The 15616-nt window shown below is 71.3% G+C and carries 15 protein-coding genes; 9 read left to right on the forward strand and 6 right to left on the reverse strand.

Annotation, left to right across the window (positions count from 1 at the left end):
- Positions 1-34 precede the first annotated feature (34 nt).
- Both D581_RS0115625 and D581_RS0115630 read right to left on the reverse strand, forming a co-directional pair.
- Positions 35-892, reverse strand: a complete 858-nt coding sequence (locus tag D581_RS0115625) for a putative protein N(5)-glutamine methyltransferase (protein ID WP_018958158.1) — start codon at positions 890-892, stop codon at positions 35-37.
- Positions 893-1181: 289 nt separating this feature from the next.
- Entirely contained in the window at positions 1182-2681 is a 1500-nt protein-coding gene (locus D581_RS0115630; RefSeq protein WP_051114590.1) for an MFS transporter, read from the reverse strand.
- 217 nt (positions 2682-2898) lie between these two features.
- Here D581_RS0115630 and D581_RS01000000137280 point away from each other — a divergent pair, with 217 nt between their 5' ends.
- Positions 2899-3576 (forward strand): acyl-CoA-like ligand-binding transcription factor, encoded by a 678-nt coding sequence (locus D581_RS01000000137280; RefSeq protein ID WP_486585836.1) that lies wholly within the window; start codon positions 2899-2901, stop codon positions 3574-3576.
- A 139-nt stretch (positions 3577-3715) separates the two neighbouring features.
- Here the strand turns inward: D581_RS01000000137280 and D581_RS0115640 are convergent, their stop codons facing one another.
- The gene (locus D581_RS0115640) at positions 3716-4480 is read right to left on the reverse strand and encodes a GntR family transcriptional regulator (RefSeq protein ID WP_026290547.1); all 765 of its coding nucleotides are present in this window, start codon (positions 4478-4480) and stop codon (positions 3716-3718) included.
- Between the two features lie 159 nt (positions 4481-4639).
- Between D581_RS0115640 and D581_RS0115645 the strand changes: the two genes are divergently transcribed.
- Entirely contained in the window at positions 4640-4978 is a 339-nt protein-coding gene (locus tag D581_RS0115645) for a hypothetical protein (protein WP_018958162.1), read from the forward strand.
- 217 nt (positions 4979-5195) lie between these two features.
- Positions 5196-5492, forward strand: coding sequence for a hypothetical protein (locus D581_RS0115650; RefSeq protein WP_018958163.1), 297 nt, complete (start codon positions 5196-5198; stop codon positions 5490-5492).
- A gap of 160 nt (positions 5493-5652) precedes the next feature.
- On the opposite strand, the gene D581_RS0115655 is transcribed toward D581_RS0115650, so the two are convergent.
- Positions 5653-5949: a hypothetical protein gene (locus D581_RS0115655; protein ID WP_018958164.1), complete on the reverse strand. Its 297-nt coding sequence runs from the start codon at positions 5947-5949 to the stop codon at positions 5653-5655.
- A 203-nt stretch (positions 5950-6152) separates the two neighbouring features.
- Positions 6153-7514: a type I glutamate--ammonia ligase gene (gene glnA, locus D581_RS0115660; RefSeq protein WP_003969536.1), complete on the reverse strand. Its 1362-nt coding sequence runs from the start codon at positions 7512-7514 to the stop codon at positions 6153-6155.
- A gap of 313 nt (positions 7515-7827) precedes the next feature.
- On the opposite strand from glnA, the gene D581_RS0115665 reads away from it, so the two are divergent.
- From D581_RS0115665 to D581_RS0115690, 6 genes are all read left to right on the forward strand, one after another.
- Positions 7828-8520 (forward strand): thioredoxin-like domain-containing protein, encoded by a 693-nt coding sequence (locus D581_RS0115665; RefSeq protein WP_018958165.1) that lies wholly within the window; start codon positions 7828-7830, stop codon positions 8518-8520.
- A gap of 68 nt (positions 8521-8588) precedes the next feature.
- Positions 8589-9302: a DUF305 domain-containing protein gene (locus D581_RS0115670; protein WP_032752763.1), complete on the forward strand. Its 714-nt coding sequence runs from the start codon at positions 8589-8591 to the stop codon at positions 9300-9302.
- Positions 9303-9494: 192 nt separating this feature from the next.
- Positions 9495-9920, forward strand: a complete 426-nt coding sequence (locus tag D581_RS0115675; protein WP_018958167.1) for a CBS domain-containing protein — start codon at positions 9495-9497, stop codon at positions 9918-9920.
- A 131-nt stretch (positions 9921-10051) separates the two neighbouring features.
- Complete coding sequence (locus tag D581_RS0115680) at positions 10052-10528, forward strand: hypothetical protein (RefSeq protein ID WP_026290548.1); 477 nt, start codon at positions 10052-10054, stop codon at positions 10526-10528.
- A gap of 87 nt (positions 10529-10615) precedes the next feature.
- Positions 10616-12256 (forward strand): multicopper oxidase family protein, encoded by a 1641-nt coding sequence (locus tag D581_RS0115685; protein ID WP_026290549.1) that lies wholly within the window; start codon positions 10616-10618, stop codon positions 12254-12256.
- Positions 12257-12377: 121 nt separating this feature from the next.
- The gene (locus D581_RS0115690; protein WP_018958170.1) at positions 12378-14132 is read left to right on the forward strand and encodes an NAD+ synthase; all 1755 of its coding nucleotides are present in this window, start codon (positions 12378-12380) and stop codon (positions 14130-14132) included.
- Positions 14133-14332: 200 nt separating this feature from the next.
- Here the strand turns inward: D581_RS0115690 and D581_RS0115695 are convergent, their stop codons facing one another.
- Complete coding sequence (locus tag D581_RS0115695) at positions 14333-15595, reverse strand: MFS transporter (RefSeq protein ID WP_018958171.1); 1263 nt, start codon at positions 15593-15595, stop codon at positions 14333-14335.
- Positions 15596-15616 lie beyond the last annotated feature (21 nt).

Genomic DNA, 15616 nt, shown 5'->3' on the forward strand with positions numbered 1-15616 from the left:
GCGGCTCCGTCGCCGCCCCCGGGGCCCTTCGAGCCTAGTCCTGTGTCGGCGGATCCGGGACGGTGACGGGGTCCCCCCACGGAGGAGACCCCTGGTGTTCCGCTGCTCCGACGGGGGCCGTGCCGACGAGGACGGTGGCGTACAACTCCTCGGAGACCAGGGCCCGGGTGCTCAGCCCGGAGGCGCGCAGGATGTCGACCGCCGTGTCCCGTTGCCGTTCGCTCGCCTCCACGAGCAGGCTGCCGCCGGGCGCGAGCCACCGGGGCGCTTCGGCGGCGACCCGGCGCATGACGTCGAGCCCGTCGCCGCCCCCGTCGAGGGCGACGCGGGGTTCGTGGACGCGAGCTTCGGCGGGCAGCAGCTCGACGTCGTCGGTGGGGACGTAGGGGACGTTGGCGAGCAGCATGTTGACCCGGCCGCGCAGGGTGGCGGGAAGCGGGGCGAACAGGTCGCCCTCGTAGACGTGTCCCAGGTCGCCGACGTTGCGCCGGGCGCAGCGCACGGCGGCGGGTTCGACGTCGCAGGCGTGCAGTTCGGCCGCGTCCGAAGCGGAGGCGAGGGCGACGCCGAGCGCACCGGAACCGCAGCAGAGGTCGACGACGACGGCACGGCGGGGTGCAAGGGCGGCGGCCTGCGCTACCAGGAACTCCGTACGGCGACGGGGCACGAAGACGCCCGCGTCCACGGCGAAGCGACGGCCGTGGAAGTCCGCCCAGCCCAGGACGTGTTCGAGCGGCAGCCCGGCGGCGCGGCGCTCGACGAGGGAGGACAGTTCGTCGGCGGAGGCGGCGGCCTCGTGGAGGAGACGGGCCTCGTCCTCGGCGAAGACGCAGCCGGCGCTGCGGAGGGCGAGGACGGTGGAGGAGAGGGAACTCAACGGGCGAACCGGCATACGAGCGAAGCCTTTCGGGAAAACCGATGGGCGCTCCGCGATCGACTTATGCCGTCCGGTCGGCTGCTGCCGGTCGTACGACGCGATCGCGCGGGGTGAGCACCCAGCCTGATCCAGCGGTAATGGGTCTCACCTCCTCGGTCGATCTCGTCGATCCCCGTGGCGTACGGGGGTGGTAACAGTACAACAGCCCGCTCCGGCGCCCGTACGGGCGCGAGAACGGGCTGTTGGCCCGGATCCGGGATCGATCCGGCGTCGATCCGGGGTCTCTGTCCTGCAGATCGACGTCCTACAGATCGACGCTGTCCCGCAGCTTGGTGGGCGTCAGGAACAGGGAGGCGATCACACCGATCACGGCGATGCCGGCCGAGATGAGGAAGATGTGGCCGGTGGCCTCCCCGTACGCGGCCCGCACGACGTCCTGGACCTGGGGCGGCATGGCGGCGACGTTGAGGGTGGAGCCGCTGGAGCCGGACGCGGCCGGGTCGACGCCGAGTTTCGTCAGCCCGTCGGTGATCCTGGTGGCGACCTGGTGGGCGAGGACCGCGCCGAGCACCGAGACGCCCATGGTGCCGCCGAGGGAGCGGAAGAAGGTGATCGCCCCGCTGGCCGCGCCGATCTCGCTGAGCGGGACGGTGTTCTGGAGGACGAGCACCAGGTTCTGCATCGACAGGCCGACCCCGACGCCCACGCCCAGCATCCCCAGCGACACCAGGACGAGCGAGGTCCGGTGGTCGATGAAGGACAGCCCGAGGAAGCCGAGCGCGAGCACGATCACACCCGCGACGATGAACGGCTTGACCTTGCCGGTCTTCGACACGAGGCGTCCGGCGACGGTCGAGGAGACGAGTACGCCGGCCATCAGCGGGATGGTGAGCAGTCCGGCCTCGGTGGGTGAGTAGCCCCGGCCGATCTGGAAGTACTGGCCGAGGAAGACCGCGCCGCCGAACATGGCCATGCCGACGGCGAGGCTGGCGACGATCGCGAGGGCGGGGTCCCGGCGGCGGACGACGTGCATCGGGACGACGGGCTCCTTGACCCGGGTCTCGACGAGAACGGCCGCACCGAGGACGATCACGCTTCCGCCGACCATGAGGCCGCTCTGCCAGGAGATCCAGTCGAAGTCGGTGCCGACGAAGGTGACCCAGAGGAGCAGGAGACTGACCCCGGCGGCGATCAGCGACGCGCCGAGGTAGTCGACCTTGGTGTCGGGCCTGCGGACCTCGGCGAGGTGCAGGGTGCGGGCGAGGATCACGGAGGCGACCAGCGTGAAGGGCACGGCGATGAAGAAGCACCAGCGCCAGCCGAGCCAGGAGGCGTCGGTGATGAACCCGCCGAGCAGCGGCCCGCCGACGGTGGCGACGGCCATGACACCGCCGAGGTAACCGTTGTAGCGGCCGCGCTCCTTCGGGCTGATCATCGCGGCGATGATCACCTGGACGAGCACCTGGAGCGCGCCCATGCCGAGCCCCTGTACGGCGCGGAAGGCGATCAACTGCTCGGTGGACTGAGCGAATCCGCAGGCGACGGAGGAGACGACGAAGAGCCCGATGGCTATCTGGAGCAGCAGCTTCTTGCTGAACAGGTCGGCGAGCTTGCCCCAGATCGGGGTGGAGGCCGTGGAGGCGAGCAGGGTCGCGGTGACGACCCAGGTGTACTGCGACTGCGTGCCGTCGAGGGACCCGATGATCTGCGGGAGCGCGACCGAGACCACGGTGCTGCTGATCATCGCCACGAACAGCACGATGAGCAGTCCGCTCAGGGCCCGCAGGACGTGCCGGTGGTCCATGGGTGCGGCGGCGGGGGCCCCGGCCGGGGCGGTGGCGGTGTCTGCTGCGCTCACGCGCAACCTCCGGAAAGTTCGTACGAGAGGCCCGTACGGGGCGTCGTCTGCGCCGGACGGCTGCACAGGAAGCCCGTACGGGAGGGAGAAGACTTCACCATACATGCACACTGGGCAATTTTGCCCAGTGTGCAACAATCCGGCGCGCAGGGATAATGCCCCCATGGACAGCAGCACTGCGGGGCCGGGACCGGGACCGGGACCCGGACCGGGACCCGGACCGGGACCCGGACCGGGACCCGGACCGGGACCCGGACCGGGACCCGGACTCCGGGAACGCAAGAAGGAAGCCACCCGGCAGGCCGTGCACGAGGCGACCCTGCGCCTGACGGTGGAGCACGGCTTCGACCAGGTGACGGTCGAGGCGGTGGCGGACGCGGCCGGGATCTCCCGCAGGACGTTCTCCAACTACTTCACCAACAAGGAGGACGCCCTCCTCTACGGCGAGGAGCAGCAGATCAGGACCCTGGTCCGTACGGTGCGGGACCGCCCCGCCGACGAACCCGCCTGGCCGGCCCTGCGCGCGGCGGTGGCCCAGTTCGCGGAACGCGTGGCGCCCCCGGAGCGCGAGTGGGCGGTGCGCACCCGCCTGGCGATGCGCCACCCCTCGCTGCTGGCCCGCCAGTTGGCCAACCACGCCACCCTGGAACGCGACCTGGCCGAAGCGGTGGCCGCCCGCCCCGGCCCGGCCTCGGCCCCGGTCCGCCCGATCGTCCTGGCGGCGGGCTTCCTCTCCTCGCTGCGGATCGCGATGCGCATGTGGATCGAGGAGGACCTGACGCGCGAGCCGGCGGCGGTGATCGACGAGATCCTGGACGAGATGGGGCGGGGATTCGCGTGAGGGAGGGCTGGGGTAGCTGGGGTAGCCCCCCGCTCACGACTCACGACTCAGTGACCCGTCGGCGCGCCGCGCAGTCGGTGGAGTCAGCGCGGCGCGCGGCGCGCAGACTCCGACGGGAGCCCAACTCTCAGCGCCTGGATCAGGAATCCGGTTGCTCGACGCGGATCTCGTAGGCGATCTCCCAGCGGATGTCCGGCACGATGATGTCGGCCGTCTCCACCGGGCGCCCCTCGCGGTCGAAGTACGTGCGCTCCACCTCGATGACCAGGTCGCCGAGGGAGATCCCGAGCAGATTCGCCTGTTCCCGCGTCGCGCGGGCGGGGCGGGGAAGCTCGATGCCGGTGGCGATGTTCACGCCGATGGACCGCATCCGCTCCACGACGCCGATCTTGCCGTGCGGACCCATCTCCGGGAGCAGGATCGGGGTGCCGTCGGTGATGGCCATCGGCTCCCAGCTCTTGGCGAGCTGTACGGGCAGGCCGTCGGCGAGGAACTCGTAGTCGGTCACGACACAGAGGTCGCCGGGCTCGATCGCCAGCCGTTCGGCGATGTCCTCCGGCGCGGGAACGCGGGCCGTGCTGGTGCACTCCCAGTCGGCCTCGTGGTCGAGCTCGCTCATGTCCGAGGCGAAGGGGCTGTTGCCGCGCTGCTCGCGGTGGCGTGAGCGGACCATGCGCCGGCGCTCGCGGGCCCGGCGGACGTAGGTGCCGGAGCCGGCGCGACCTTCGAGGATGCCCTCGATGATCAGGCGCTCCATGGCCCGCTGCGCCACGGACTGACCGACGCCGTACTCCTCGGCGAACCGGGCCCGGGACGGCAGCTTGTCGCCCACCGCCCATTCACCGGCCCGGATACGAGCCCGCAGAGCATCCGCCACCTGCAAGTACGGCGTATCACGTGGCATTTGAGCAGCTCCGTGTGTTCGGCGTCGATATGGGCGTCGCTGTTGACAAAGCTAACCCATCAGGTTGAAGCTGAATACTCAGCATTACTTGGAGTGACATTCGGTCATCAGGGGAGAAGTGTGCGCTCTGCACAAGCGCGGGTCGCGGCGCTGACCGGCATGCTCGCCGCCGCCACGGGCACCGAACCGCGCCTCACCACCGGCCTGGACACCTTCCGCGTCGAGGCCGATCTCCCCTCCGAGTTGAGCGCGACCGCGCACTCGGCCGTCCTAGCCGCCCTGGCCACGGCGGACCGCTACGGCCACACGCTCAACCGCACCGCCGAATACGTGTGGGCCGAGATCAGCAGAGAGGCGAACGTGACCACGACCGAATCCCCGGACACGGCGTACCGCGCCCTGCTCGGCCACACCCTGACCTGCACCGCGTGCCGGACCGGCACGATCTGCCCCGACGCGGCGAAGCTCGTCCGCGTCTGGCGGGAGACCCGCCGATGAGACGCGGCGCGGGACGCCGACGCGAACGGCTCGCGGCCAGGCGAACGGACGGCGCACGGCCGGGCGCCCCCCCCTGACCCGACCCGACCCGGCCCCGGCCGTCCGCCCTCGGCAGAACAACGACCGGGGCCGGGTTGCCGGCACCCCCTCACCAGAGACGGAGGCACCTGATGCGCAGGACCCACCAGGCGTTACCGGCACCACCCGGGAGGCCAGGGTGATCGCCCTCTCCACGACGGACGTCCTCGACTGCGAGGCGTGCTGGAAAGCCCCGGTCACCGCCGCCCGCCATACCCCCGTCGGCCGCGACCTGCTCTGCGAGGAGTGCGCGGAGGGCGACTACCCACGTCGCGTCGACCTCTTCCCACCGTTCGGCATCTACGGCCTGACGCCCCGAAAGGTCCTGAACGACGGCAAACACGGGAGCGGCCCTCCGAAGACCCCGCCCGACCAGGGCCCTCCGCTGCCCAACCCGCCACCGGCGCCATCACCGCCGGGGACACCGCCGGTTTAACCCTTCCGGCCACGCCCGGCCCGCGCCCGCCCCGGATGGCGAAGATCCGGCCCCGCTACCGCCCACCACAGGCTCGACCGCGCCCCGGACCGGCCGATCCTGTGGTGGGTCGCCAACGGGTTCGGACGCGAAATGCCCTCCCCTTGAGCATGACCAAGGGTCAGGCCACAGTGCGGGGGCGGGCGCGGAGGAGTTCGAGGGCCTTCACGGCGTAGACGACGACCATGAGGGCAAAGCCGGCGAGGAGGAGCCAGATCCAGGACGCTGCCACTGCGAGGCTCAGCACCAGGCCGGTCATGAACATCAAGGTGCTGACGGCGTCCAGCAGTTCGAGACGCGCCAGGGAGCGCACGGCGCGGTCGGATTCGCGCAACCGGCGAATAATCCGGACAAGAGAGGCCGCCTGCAAGACGGCAAAGCCGAGAACGGCCCAGCGGAACCAGTCGGGTATGTCCACGACACGGACTGTATCGCCCGCTCGCGACCACGGAACCAGAATCCTGCCAGATGGACAGGCAGAGCGCGGGCCGCCCGGCACCGGGAGAACGCGTCGAGGCCGACGGTTCGCGTCCGTCGGCCGATCCCGCGTCCATCGGCCCGATCCCGCATCTGTCGGCCCGATCGCGGTGCCGGGCGAGGAATCCCCGCCCGGCACCGCTACTACAGCACCGGCAGCAGGTTCTTCAGCTCGAAGGCCGTGACCTCGCTGCGGTACTCCTCCCACTCCTGCTTCTTGTTGCGGAGGAAGAAGTCGAAGACGTGCTCGCCCAGCGTCTCGGCGACCAGTTCGCTCTTCTCCATCAGCGAGATCGCCTCGCCCAGGTTCTGCGGGAGCGGCTCGATGCCCATCGCGCGGCGTTCGGCGTCGGAGAGGGCCCAGACGTCGTCGTCGGCGCCGGCCGGGAGTTCGTAGCCCTCCTCGATGCCCTTGAGGCCCGCGGCGAGCAGGACCGCGTAGGTGAGGTACGGGTTGGCGCCGGAGTCGATGGAGCGGACCTCGACGCGGGCCGAGCCGGTCTTGCCGGGCTTGTACATCGGGACGCGGATGAGGGCGGAGCGGTTGTTGTGGCCCCAGCAGATGTACGAGGGGGCCTCGCCGCCCGCGCCGGCCGCGCGGGAGGAGCCGCCCCAGATGCGCTTGTAGGAGTTGACCCACTGGTTGGTGACGGCCGAGATCTCCGCCGCGTGCGTCAGCAGGCCCGCGATGAAGGAGCGGCCCACCTTGGAGAGCTGGTACTCCGCGCCCGACTCGTAGAAGGCGTTGCGGTCGCCCTCGAAGAGGGAGAGGTGGGTGTGCATGCCCGAACCCGGGTACTCCGAGAACGGCTTCGGCATGAACGTGGCCTGCACGCCCTGTTCCAGCGCCACCTGCTTCATCACCAGACGGAACGTCATGATGTTGTCCGCCGTGGAGAGCGCGTCCGCGTACCGCAGGTCGATCTCCTGCTGGCCGGGGGCGCCCTCGTGGTGGCTGAACTCGACCGAGATACCCATCGATTCGAGCATGGTGATCGCCTGGCGGCGGAAGTCCATGCCGACGTTCTGCGGCGTGTGGTCGAAGTAGCCCGAGCTGTCCGCCGGGGTCGGGCGGGTGCCGTCGACCGGCTTGTTCTTCAGCAGGAAGAACTCGATCTCGGGGTGGGTGTAGAAGGTGAAGCCGAGGTCGGACGTCTTGGCGAGGATGCGCTTGAGGACGTAGCGGGGGTCCGCGAAGGACGGGGAGCCGTCCGGCATCAGGATGTCGCAGAACATCCGCGCGGTGCCGGGGGCCTCCGCGCGCCACGGCAGGATCTGGAAGGTGCCCGGGTCCGGCTTGGCAATCATGTCCGATTCGTACACTCGGGCGAAGCCCTCGATCGCCGAGCCGTCGAAGCCGATGCCCTCGTCGAACGCCTGCTCAAGCTCGGCCGGAGCCACGGCGACGGACTTGAGGAACCCGAGGACGTCGGTGAACCACAGCCGCACGAAGCGGATGTCCCGCTCCTCAAGGGTCCTGAGGACGAATTCCTGCTGCTTGTCCATTGCCACATCCTTGCAGTTCAGACGGCCCGTGCTCCACCGCCCGGGGTAGGGGGACACTTCAGTATCGCGACCCGGGATTTCCCCCAGATTACGCACACGGTGTGAGAGAGAGCACTCGGCCACCCACTACGATCGGCGACCGTGGCGCACGGGGGCGGCAGCCGAGCAGTGGCCGGCTTTCCGCCTGGCTTCCCTCCCGGTTTTCCGTCCGGTTCTCCGTCCGGTTCTCCGCCCGGTTTTCCGCCCGTCCGCGCGCATCGGTTCACGGACCGTGCCCCCTCTTCCCGGCCCCTTCGCAGAAGGACTCGACGACATGAGCTTCGACACCCGGTTCCCCCAGCCGCAGGCCCCCGACCCGCGCGCCCGCGCCACCCGCAACCGGGCCATCGCCATAGGGCTGAGCGCTGCCGTCGTGGCCGGTCTCGTCGCCTTCGGCTCGTACCTGCTGCTGGAGAACTCCGAGGCGAACGAGAAGTCCGCCGACGCATCGGCGGCCCAGGACGGCAAGCACCCGGGCGGTCACGGCGACTCCCACGGCAATGCCACGGGCGGGGCCATCGAGGGGCTGAAGTCCTGGGACGCGGCGAAGCTCGGCCGCCAGCACGTGGCCGGTTCGGTGGACTATCCGATGAAGCCTCCGGTCGGCGGCGACCACAACCAGTCCTGGATGAACTGCGACGGCGACGTATACGAAAAGGCCCTCCCGGACGTCAACGCCGTGCACTCCCTGGAGCACGGCGCGGTCTGGGTCACCTACAACGGCAAGGCCGCCGACGCCGATGTCGCCGCGCTGGCCGAGCGCGTCAAAAAGACCCCGTTCACGCTGATGAGCCCGTACGCCGGCCAGGAGGGCGCGATCATGCTCAGCGCCTGGGGCAAGCAGGTGGCCGTCGACTCCGCCGACGACAAGCGGGTGGACCAGTTCCTCGCCCAGTACGTCCAGGGCGCGCAGACCCCCGAGCCCGGCGCACCCTGCACCGGCGGGCTGGCCACGGTGCCGCAGTGACGGCCGGGGAGCGGGCGGCCGAGGAGCGGGCGGCCGAGGACGACGCCGTCGAGGCCCCGCACGCCCTCGTGGAGCGGCGGAAGACCCGGCGTGTCCGCCGGGCGGCCGGTGCCGCCGTGGCCCTCGCCCTGCTCTTCGCGGGGGCGGCCACCGTCGCCTCCGCGCGGGGCGACGGGGACGGCTCGGGAGCGGGGGACGCGTCTGTTCGCGTTCCGAAGGCCTCATCCGCCGACGCCGGGTTCGCCCGGGACATGGCCGTCCACCATCAGCAGGCCGTCGAGATGTCGTTCATCGTCCGCGACCGTACGGACGACGAGGACGTACGCCGTCTCGCCTACGACATCGCCAACACCCAGGCCAACCAGCGCGGCATGCTGCTCGGCTGGCTCGACCTGTGGGAGCTGCCGAAGGTCGCCCCGGGCGGGGAGCAGCCCATGGCGTGGATGGCCGGTACGGGCGGGCACGAGCACGGCGGGCACGGCTCGGGCGGCACCGAGGCGGGTTCCGGCGCCGGTGCGGACGGGGTGCTCATGCCCGGCATGGCGAGCCGCTCCGAGCTGGCGCGGCTCGGCCGTCTCGACGGTGAGGAGGCCGTGGTGTTCTTCCTCCAGCTGATGACGGACCACCACAAGGGCGGCGTCGACATGGCCGAGGCCTGTGCGTCCCTGTGCGCGGTCCCGGCCGAGCAGCGGCTCGCCCGGGGCATGGTCGAGGGCCAGCAGTCCGAGCTGGGGCTGATGCGGGACATGCTGGCCGAGCGGGGTGCCGAGCCTCGGCCCTGAGCCGGGCCCCGAGCTCGGGGCCTGGGCTCGGGGCCTGGGCCCGGGCCCCGTACGACGGGTGCGTCAGTTTGCGTCCTTGCGCCGGCGCACCCGAACGGGTGATTGCGGTCGCGCGGCCCCGGCGGGCCGGTGACGATGGGTTGCGCTCGGGGCCGTACGGCAGTGCCATCGGCACGCAGGAGGAAATCCCCCATGACGACCGCCAAAGACATCATGCACAGCGGGGCCCGCTGGATCCCGGCCCACGAGACGCTCGACCGTGCGGCGCAACTGATGCGCGAGCACGACGTGGGCGCGCTCCCGGTGTCCGCCAACGGTGACTCCGACCGGATGGTCGGCATCATCACCGACCGCGACATCGTCGTCGGCTGTGTGGCCAAGGGCCACGACCCGGCGAAGGTCACGGCGGGCGATCTCGCGCAGGGCACGCCCCGCTGGATCGAGGCGGAGGCCGATGTGAACGCGGTCCTGGAGGAGATGCAGACCCATCGCATCCGCCGGCTGCCCGTCGTCGAGAACAAGAAGCTCGTCGGCATGATCAGCGAGGCCGACCTCGCGCAGCACCTCACCGAGGAGCAGATCGCGGGCTGGGCGGAGAGGGTCTACTCCCGCAGCTGAGCGCCCGTACGACGAAGGCCCGGCGCCCTCCCCGCTCACCCCGTGCCGGCGGAGTGACGGAAAGGTGATCAAGAGGTGCCGGGCCGCCCCCACCCCGGGGCCCTATACCCGCCAGGGGTAGGGTGGCCCGCATGGCGGGCAGGACGCGGAGCAGGAGCGTGACGTACGGGCAGCTGATGCTGTTCGCCGCTCTGCTGTTTGGCATCGTCACCATGCACACGGTCGGGCATCCGGCGGAGCACGGCGGTTCATCGCCCCCGCCCGCCGCCATGGCGGAGCACCTGGCCCAGGCCCCTGGCCAGGATCAGACCGCAGGTCTCGCCCCGGCTCCGGGCGTCGCCGACACTCAAGAGTCCCAGCAGTTCCAGCAGTCACCGCACGACTCCCCCGGCTCCGGCGCACCCATGAGCGGCATGGATCCGCTCTCCGTCTGCCTCGCCGTGCTCGGCGCCTGGGGGCTCGCCCTCCTCGGCTCCTGGCTGCTCGGCCTGCGCACCGACGGACGGCCCCTCGGTACGCCGGTGGGTGCGGGGCTGCTGCGGGCCCTGCGGCCGATTCCGCCGCCCCGGATATCGGTGCTCGACAGCGTCTCCGTGCTGCGCATTTAGGAGTGGGCGTCTCACCTCCGCCCTCTCCCCAGCAGCAACAGCCCTTCAGTTCTTCAAGTTCTTCAGTTCTTCAGAGGTGTATTCGGCATGCCCACGCAACCCACTCGACGCGCCGTGCTCGGCGCCGCTCTCGCCGTCGCCGGTACGGGAGCCCTCGCCGCCTGTTCCGACGGGGGCGGCGGCGATCACACCGGAGGCCACTCCCCCGGCGGAGCGCAGGACTCCGGTACGTACGTCTCGCCCGGCGGCAAGGAAGTCGAGGCGGCGGAGGCGGCGCGCGGCTCCGGCCCCGTGCGCAAGGTCTCCCTCACCGCCACCCGGGCCCGGCTCGACCTCGGCGGCGGGCGGACCGTCGCCTCCTGGGCGTACGGGGACCGGCTTCCCGGGCGCGAGGTGCGGGTGACGGCCGGCGACACGCTCGCCCTGACCCTCGCCAACCATCTGCCGGAGCCCACCTCCCTGCACTGGCACGGCCTCGCCCTGCGCAACGACATGGACGGGGTCCCCGGGCTCACCCAGCGGGACATCGCGCCGGGGGCCGACTTCGCCTACCGGTTCGCCGTGCCGCACCCGGGGACGTACTGGTTCCACCCCCACTCCGGCGTCCAGCAGGACCGGGGGCTGTACGCGCCGCTGATCGTCGAGGACCCGAAGGAGCCGTTGGCGTACGACAAGGAGTGGGTCGTCGTCCTCGACGACTGGGTCGACGGGGTGGACGGGTCCACTCCGGACGCCGTCCTCAAAGAGCTGTCCGGGGGCATGGGCGGCGGGATGGACCACGGCGCGCACACCATGTCGGGCGAGGAGGACACGGGAGGCAAGGGGGACGAGAAGGACAAGGGGGACGGGAAAGACACGGCGGACGGGAGCGGTGACGGGCCCTCGCGGATGGTGATGGGGGCCACCAGCGAACTGCTCGGCGGGGACGCCGGTGACGTGGCCTACCCGCACTACCTGGTCAACGGGCGGGTGCCGCAGGACCCGTCCTCCTTCTCCGCGCGGCCCGGCGACCGCATCCGGCTGCGGATCATCAACGCCGGTGGCGACACCGCCTTCCGGGTCGCGCTCGGCGGGCACCGGATGACCGTGACGCACACCGACGGCTTCCCGGTCCGGCACACCACGGGTGACGCGCTGCTGCTGGGGATGGGCGAGCGGTACGACGTCCTCGTCACCGCCGGCGACGGGGTCTTCCCGCTGACCGCGCTGGCCGAGGGGAAGAAGGCCGGGAAGAAGGAGGCGTCGGCGCTGGCCGTGCTGCGGACCGGGAGCGGTGCCGCGCCCGCCGCCTCCGTGCGGCCCAAGGAGCTGGACGGGAAGCTGGTGGAGGCGGGGCGGCTGGCTCCGGACCCGTCGGTCGCGCTGCCCTCCCGCGCGCCGGACCGGACGATCCGTATCCGGCTCACCGGCGGGATGGCGAAGTACGACTGGGCCTTCGACGGGCAGCCGTACAGCGCGAAGCAGCGGCGGCCTGTGGAGGCGGGCGAGCGGGTGCGGGTCGTCTTCGACAACGGGACGGCCATGTGGCACCCCCTCCATCTGCACGGGCACACCTTCGCGCTCGGCGGGAACGCCGCCGGGGCCCGTAAGGACACCGCGATCGTGCTGCCGCACCGGTCGCTGACCGTGGAGTTCGACGCCGACAACCCCGGGCTGTGGATGGTCCACTGCCACAACGTCTACCACGCGGAGGCGGGGATGATGACGGTCATCGGGTATCGCGGCTGACCCTGCGATCCTCGGTGGGTCGAGGCTGATAGCGGCTTCGACCTGCGGTTTCGGTGGGCCGGAGCAGATTTTGCCCGGCCCACCGGGACATCGCGTCAGAAAGACGATTACACTGGGCTCCGTGCCTCAACTACGCCTCGCACTGAATCAGATCGACTCCACCGTCGGTGACCTCGCCGGCAACGCTGAGGCGATCGTCCACTGGACCCGGCACGCCGCCGAGCAGGGCGCCCACCTGGTGGCGTTCCCCGAGATGGTGCTGACCGGATACCCCGTCGAGGACCTGGCCCTGCGGTCGTCCTTCGTCGAGGCCTCGCGTCAGGCGCTGCGCGCGCTGGCCGCCCGGCTCGACGCGGAGGGCTTCGGCGAACTGCCGGTCGTCGTCGGCTACCTGGACCGCTCCGAGCACGCCGCGGCGCGCTACGGGCAGCCCGCCGGCTCCCCGCGCAACGCCGCCGCCGTGCTGCACCGCGGCGGGATCGCGCTCAACTTCGCCAAGCACCACCTGCCGAACTACGGGGTGTTCGACGAGTTCCGGTACTTCGTGCCGGGCGACTCGATGCCCGTCGTCCGGATCCACGGCATCGACGTGGCCCTCGCGATCTGCGAGGACCTGTGGCAGGACGGCGGGCGCGTCCCGGCCGCCCGGTCCGCCGGGGCCGGGCTGCTGCTGTCGATCAACGCCTCGCCGTACGAGCGGGACAAGGACGACACCCGGCTGGAGCTGGTCCGCAAGCGGGCCCAGGAGGCCGGCTGCACGACGGCCTACCTGGCGATGATCGGCGGCCAGGACGAGCTGGTCTTCGACGGCGACTCGATCGTCGTCGACAAGGAGGGCGAGGTCGTCGCCCGCGCCCCGCAGTTCTCCGAGGGCAGCGTCATCCTCGATCTGGAACTGCCCGCCGCCGAGGCCGTGGCGCCCTCCGGCGTGGTGGACGACGGGCTGCACATCGACCACGTGGTCCTGTCCGACCGGCCCGTGGACGCGTACGAGCCGGAGCTGGCGGGCGGGTACGCGGAGCGGCTGGGCGACGAGGAGGAGATCTACTCCGCGCTGGTCGTCGGGCTGCGCGCGTACGCCGCGAAGAACGGTTTCAGCAGTGTGCTGATCGGGCTCTCCGGCGGCATCGACTCGGCGATCTGCGCGGCCATCGCCTGCGACGCGCTCGGCGCCCAGCATGTGTACGGGGTCTCGATGCCGTCGAAGTACTCCTCGGACCACTCCAAGGGCGACGCGGCCGAGCTGGCGCGGCGGACCGGGCTCAACTTCCGTACGGTGCCGATCGAGCCGATGTTCGACGCGTACATGGGATCGCTCCAGCTCACCGGCCTCGCCGAGGAGAACCTCCAGGCGCGGCTGCGCGGCACGATGCTGATGGCCCTGTCCAACCAGGAGGGGCAGATCGTGCTGGCGCCGGGCAACAAGTCCGAGCTGGCGGTGGGCTACTCCACGCTGTACGGGGACGCGGTCGGCGCGTACGGGCCGATCAAGGACGTCTACAAGTCGTCGGTCTTCCGGCTGGCGAAGTGGCGCAACCGGGCCGCCGAGGAGCGGGGGCAGACCCCGCCGATCCCGGAGGCCTCGATCACCAAGCCGCCGAGCGCGGAGCTGCGGCCGGGGCAGGTCGACACGGACTCGCTGCCGGACTACGACGTCCTGGACGCGATCCTGGAGATGTACGTCGACCGGGACCAGGGTCTTGACGCCATCGTGGCGGCCGGGTTCGACGCGGAGCTGGTGGCGAAGACGCTGCGGATGGTGGACGCGGCCGAGTACAAGCGGCGGCAGTATCCGCCGGGGACGAAGATCTCGCCCAAGGGGTTCGGGAAGGACCGGCGGCTGCCGATCACGAGTCGCTGGCGCGAGTCGTCGTAGCCGGGTGGGGCGGTTACCGGGGGCGTCCGGTGGCCGCCTCTGTCCTCAAGCGCCGGACGGGCTGAGTTGTACGGCGGCCACGCGTGGCCGCCGGGCCCGTCCGGCGCTTCGTTCTGTCCTCAATCGCCGGACGGGCTGAAACGGCCGGGCGGGGGCAGCGTCGACGAGGGTGCGGGCCCGCCCCGCCCAGGGTTCCGTCCTCAATCGCCGGACGGGCTTGAACCGCGGCTGAGCGTGGAGTGCTGGTCCGTCCGGCTGAACGACGTGTCCTCAAGCGCCGGACGGGCTTGATTGGCCGCCACCACGCGGGATTTCGGGGACGGGTCGCGGTCCAGGAAGCCCGCCGTCGCCGCCACCGCCAGGCCGATCACTGCCAGCACCGCGCCTACCAGGGCCGGGGACGTCCAGCCCCAGCCCGCCGCGATGGCCACGCCGCCCAGCCAGGCGCCGCCCGCGTTGGCCAGGTTGAACGCGGAGTGGTTGGAGGCGGAGGCCAGCGTCGGGGCGTCCTTCGCCTTGTTCATCACCAGCATCTGGAGCGGGGTCGTCGTCATGAAGCCGAATCCGCCCAGCAGCACCACCATCACCAGGGCCGCCCACGGGACGTGCACGGTGAACGGGAACACGACCAGGATCACCGCGAGCGCGCCGAGCGATCCGTACAGGGTCGGGCGCAGCGCCCGGTCGGTGAGGGGGCCGGCGGCCAGGGCGCCCAGAGTCATCCCGATGCCGAACAGGGCCAGGACCAGGGTGACCGAGGATTCGCCGAAGCCCATCGCCTTGGTGGTCATGGCCGAGAGGTACGCGTACACGGCGAAGACGCCGGCGAAGCCGAAGACGGCGGTGAGCAGGCCGAGGATCACCTGACGGTTGCCGAGGGCGCGCAGTTCACGGCGGACGTCCTGGTGCGCCTCGACGGGGATGTGGGGGACCAGGCGCGTGAGAGCCGCCATCGCGGCGAGGCCGATCGCCGCGACCACGAGGAAGGTGGCCCGCCAGCCGAGGTGCTGGCCGAGCAGGGTCGCCGCGGGGACGCCGACGATGTTGGCGACGGTCAGGCCGAGGAACATCGTCGCGACGGCCCGCGCCTGGCGGCCCTCGGAGACCAGCCGGGCGGCGACGACCGCGCCGACGCCGAAGAACGCGCCGTGCGGGAGGCCGGCGAGGAAGCGGCCCGCGATCAGCCAGCCGAAGTCCGGGGCGAGCGCGGAGGCCAGGTTCCCGACGGTGAACAGCGCCATCAGGAGCAGGAGCATCCGCTTGCGCGGGACCCGCGAGCCGAGGCCGGTGAGCAGGGGCGCACCGAGGACGACGCCGATCGCGTACGCCGACACGAGGTATCCGGCGGTCGGCACGGAGGTGCGGAGGTCGTCCGCCACGTTGGGCAGCAGCCCCATCATGACGAACTCCGTCGTGCCTATGCCGAAGGCGCTCACGGCCAGGGCGAGGAGAGCCAGGGGCATGGGGAGGGGACCTTTCGCGAT

It is taken from the genome of Streptomyces sp. CNB091, assembly GCF_000377965.1.

Coding starts and splice junctions, on each gene's coding strand:
- D581_RS0115625 (WP_018958158.1), bottom strand. CDS start 892: ATGCCGGTTCGCCCGTTGAGTTCCCTCTCCTCCACCGTCCTCGCCCTC.
- D581_RS0115640 (WP_026290547.1), bottom strand. CDS start 4,480: ATGCCACGTGATACGCCGTACTTGCAGGTGGCGGATGCTCTGCGGGCT.
- D581_RS01000000137280 (WP_486585836.1), top strand. CDS start 2,899: ATGGACAGCAGCACTGCGGGGCCGGGACCGGGACCGGGACCCGGACCG.
- D581_RS0115680 (WP_026290548.1), top strand. CDS start 10,052: ATGGCGGGCAGGACGCGGAGCAGGAGCGTGACGTACGGGCAGCTGATG.
- D581_RS0115665 (WP_018958165.1), top strand. CDS start 7,828: ATGAGCTTCGACACCCGGTTCCCCCAGCCGCAGGCCCCCGACCCGCGC.
- D581_RS0115695 (WP_018958171.1), bottom strand. CDS start 15,595: ATGCCCCTGGCTCTCCTCGCCCTGGCCGTGAGCGCCTTCGGCATAGGC.
- D581_RS0115630 (WP_051114590.1), bottom strand. CDS start 2,681: ATGGACCACCGGCACGTCCTGCGGGCCCTGAGCGGACTGCTCATCGTG.
- D581_RS0115645 (WP_018958162.1), top strand. CDS start 4,640: ATGCTCGCCGCCGCCACGGGCACCGAACCGCGCCTCACCACCGGCCTG.
- D581_RS0115685 (WP_026290549.1), top strand. CDS start 10,616: ATGCCCACGCAACCCACTCGACGCGCCGTGCTCGGCGCCGCTCTCGCC.
- D581_RS0115675 (WP_018958167.1), top strand. CDS start 9,495: ATGACGACCGCCAAAGACATCATGCACAGCGGGGCCCGCTGGATCCCG.
- glnA (WP_003969536.1), bottom strand. CDS start 7,514: ATGGACAAGCAGCAGGAATTCGTCCTCAGGACCCTTGAGGAGCGGGAC.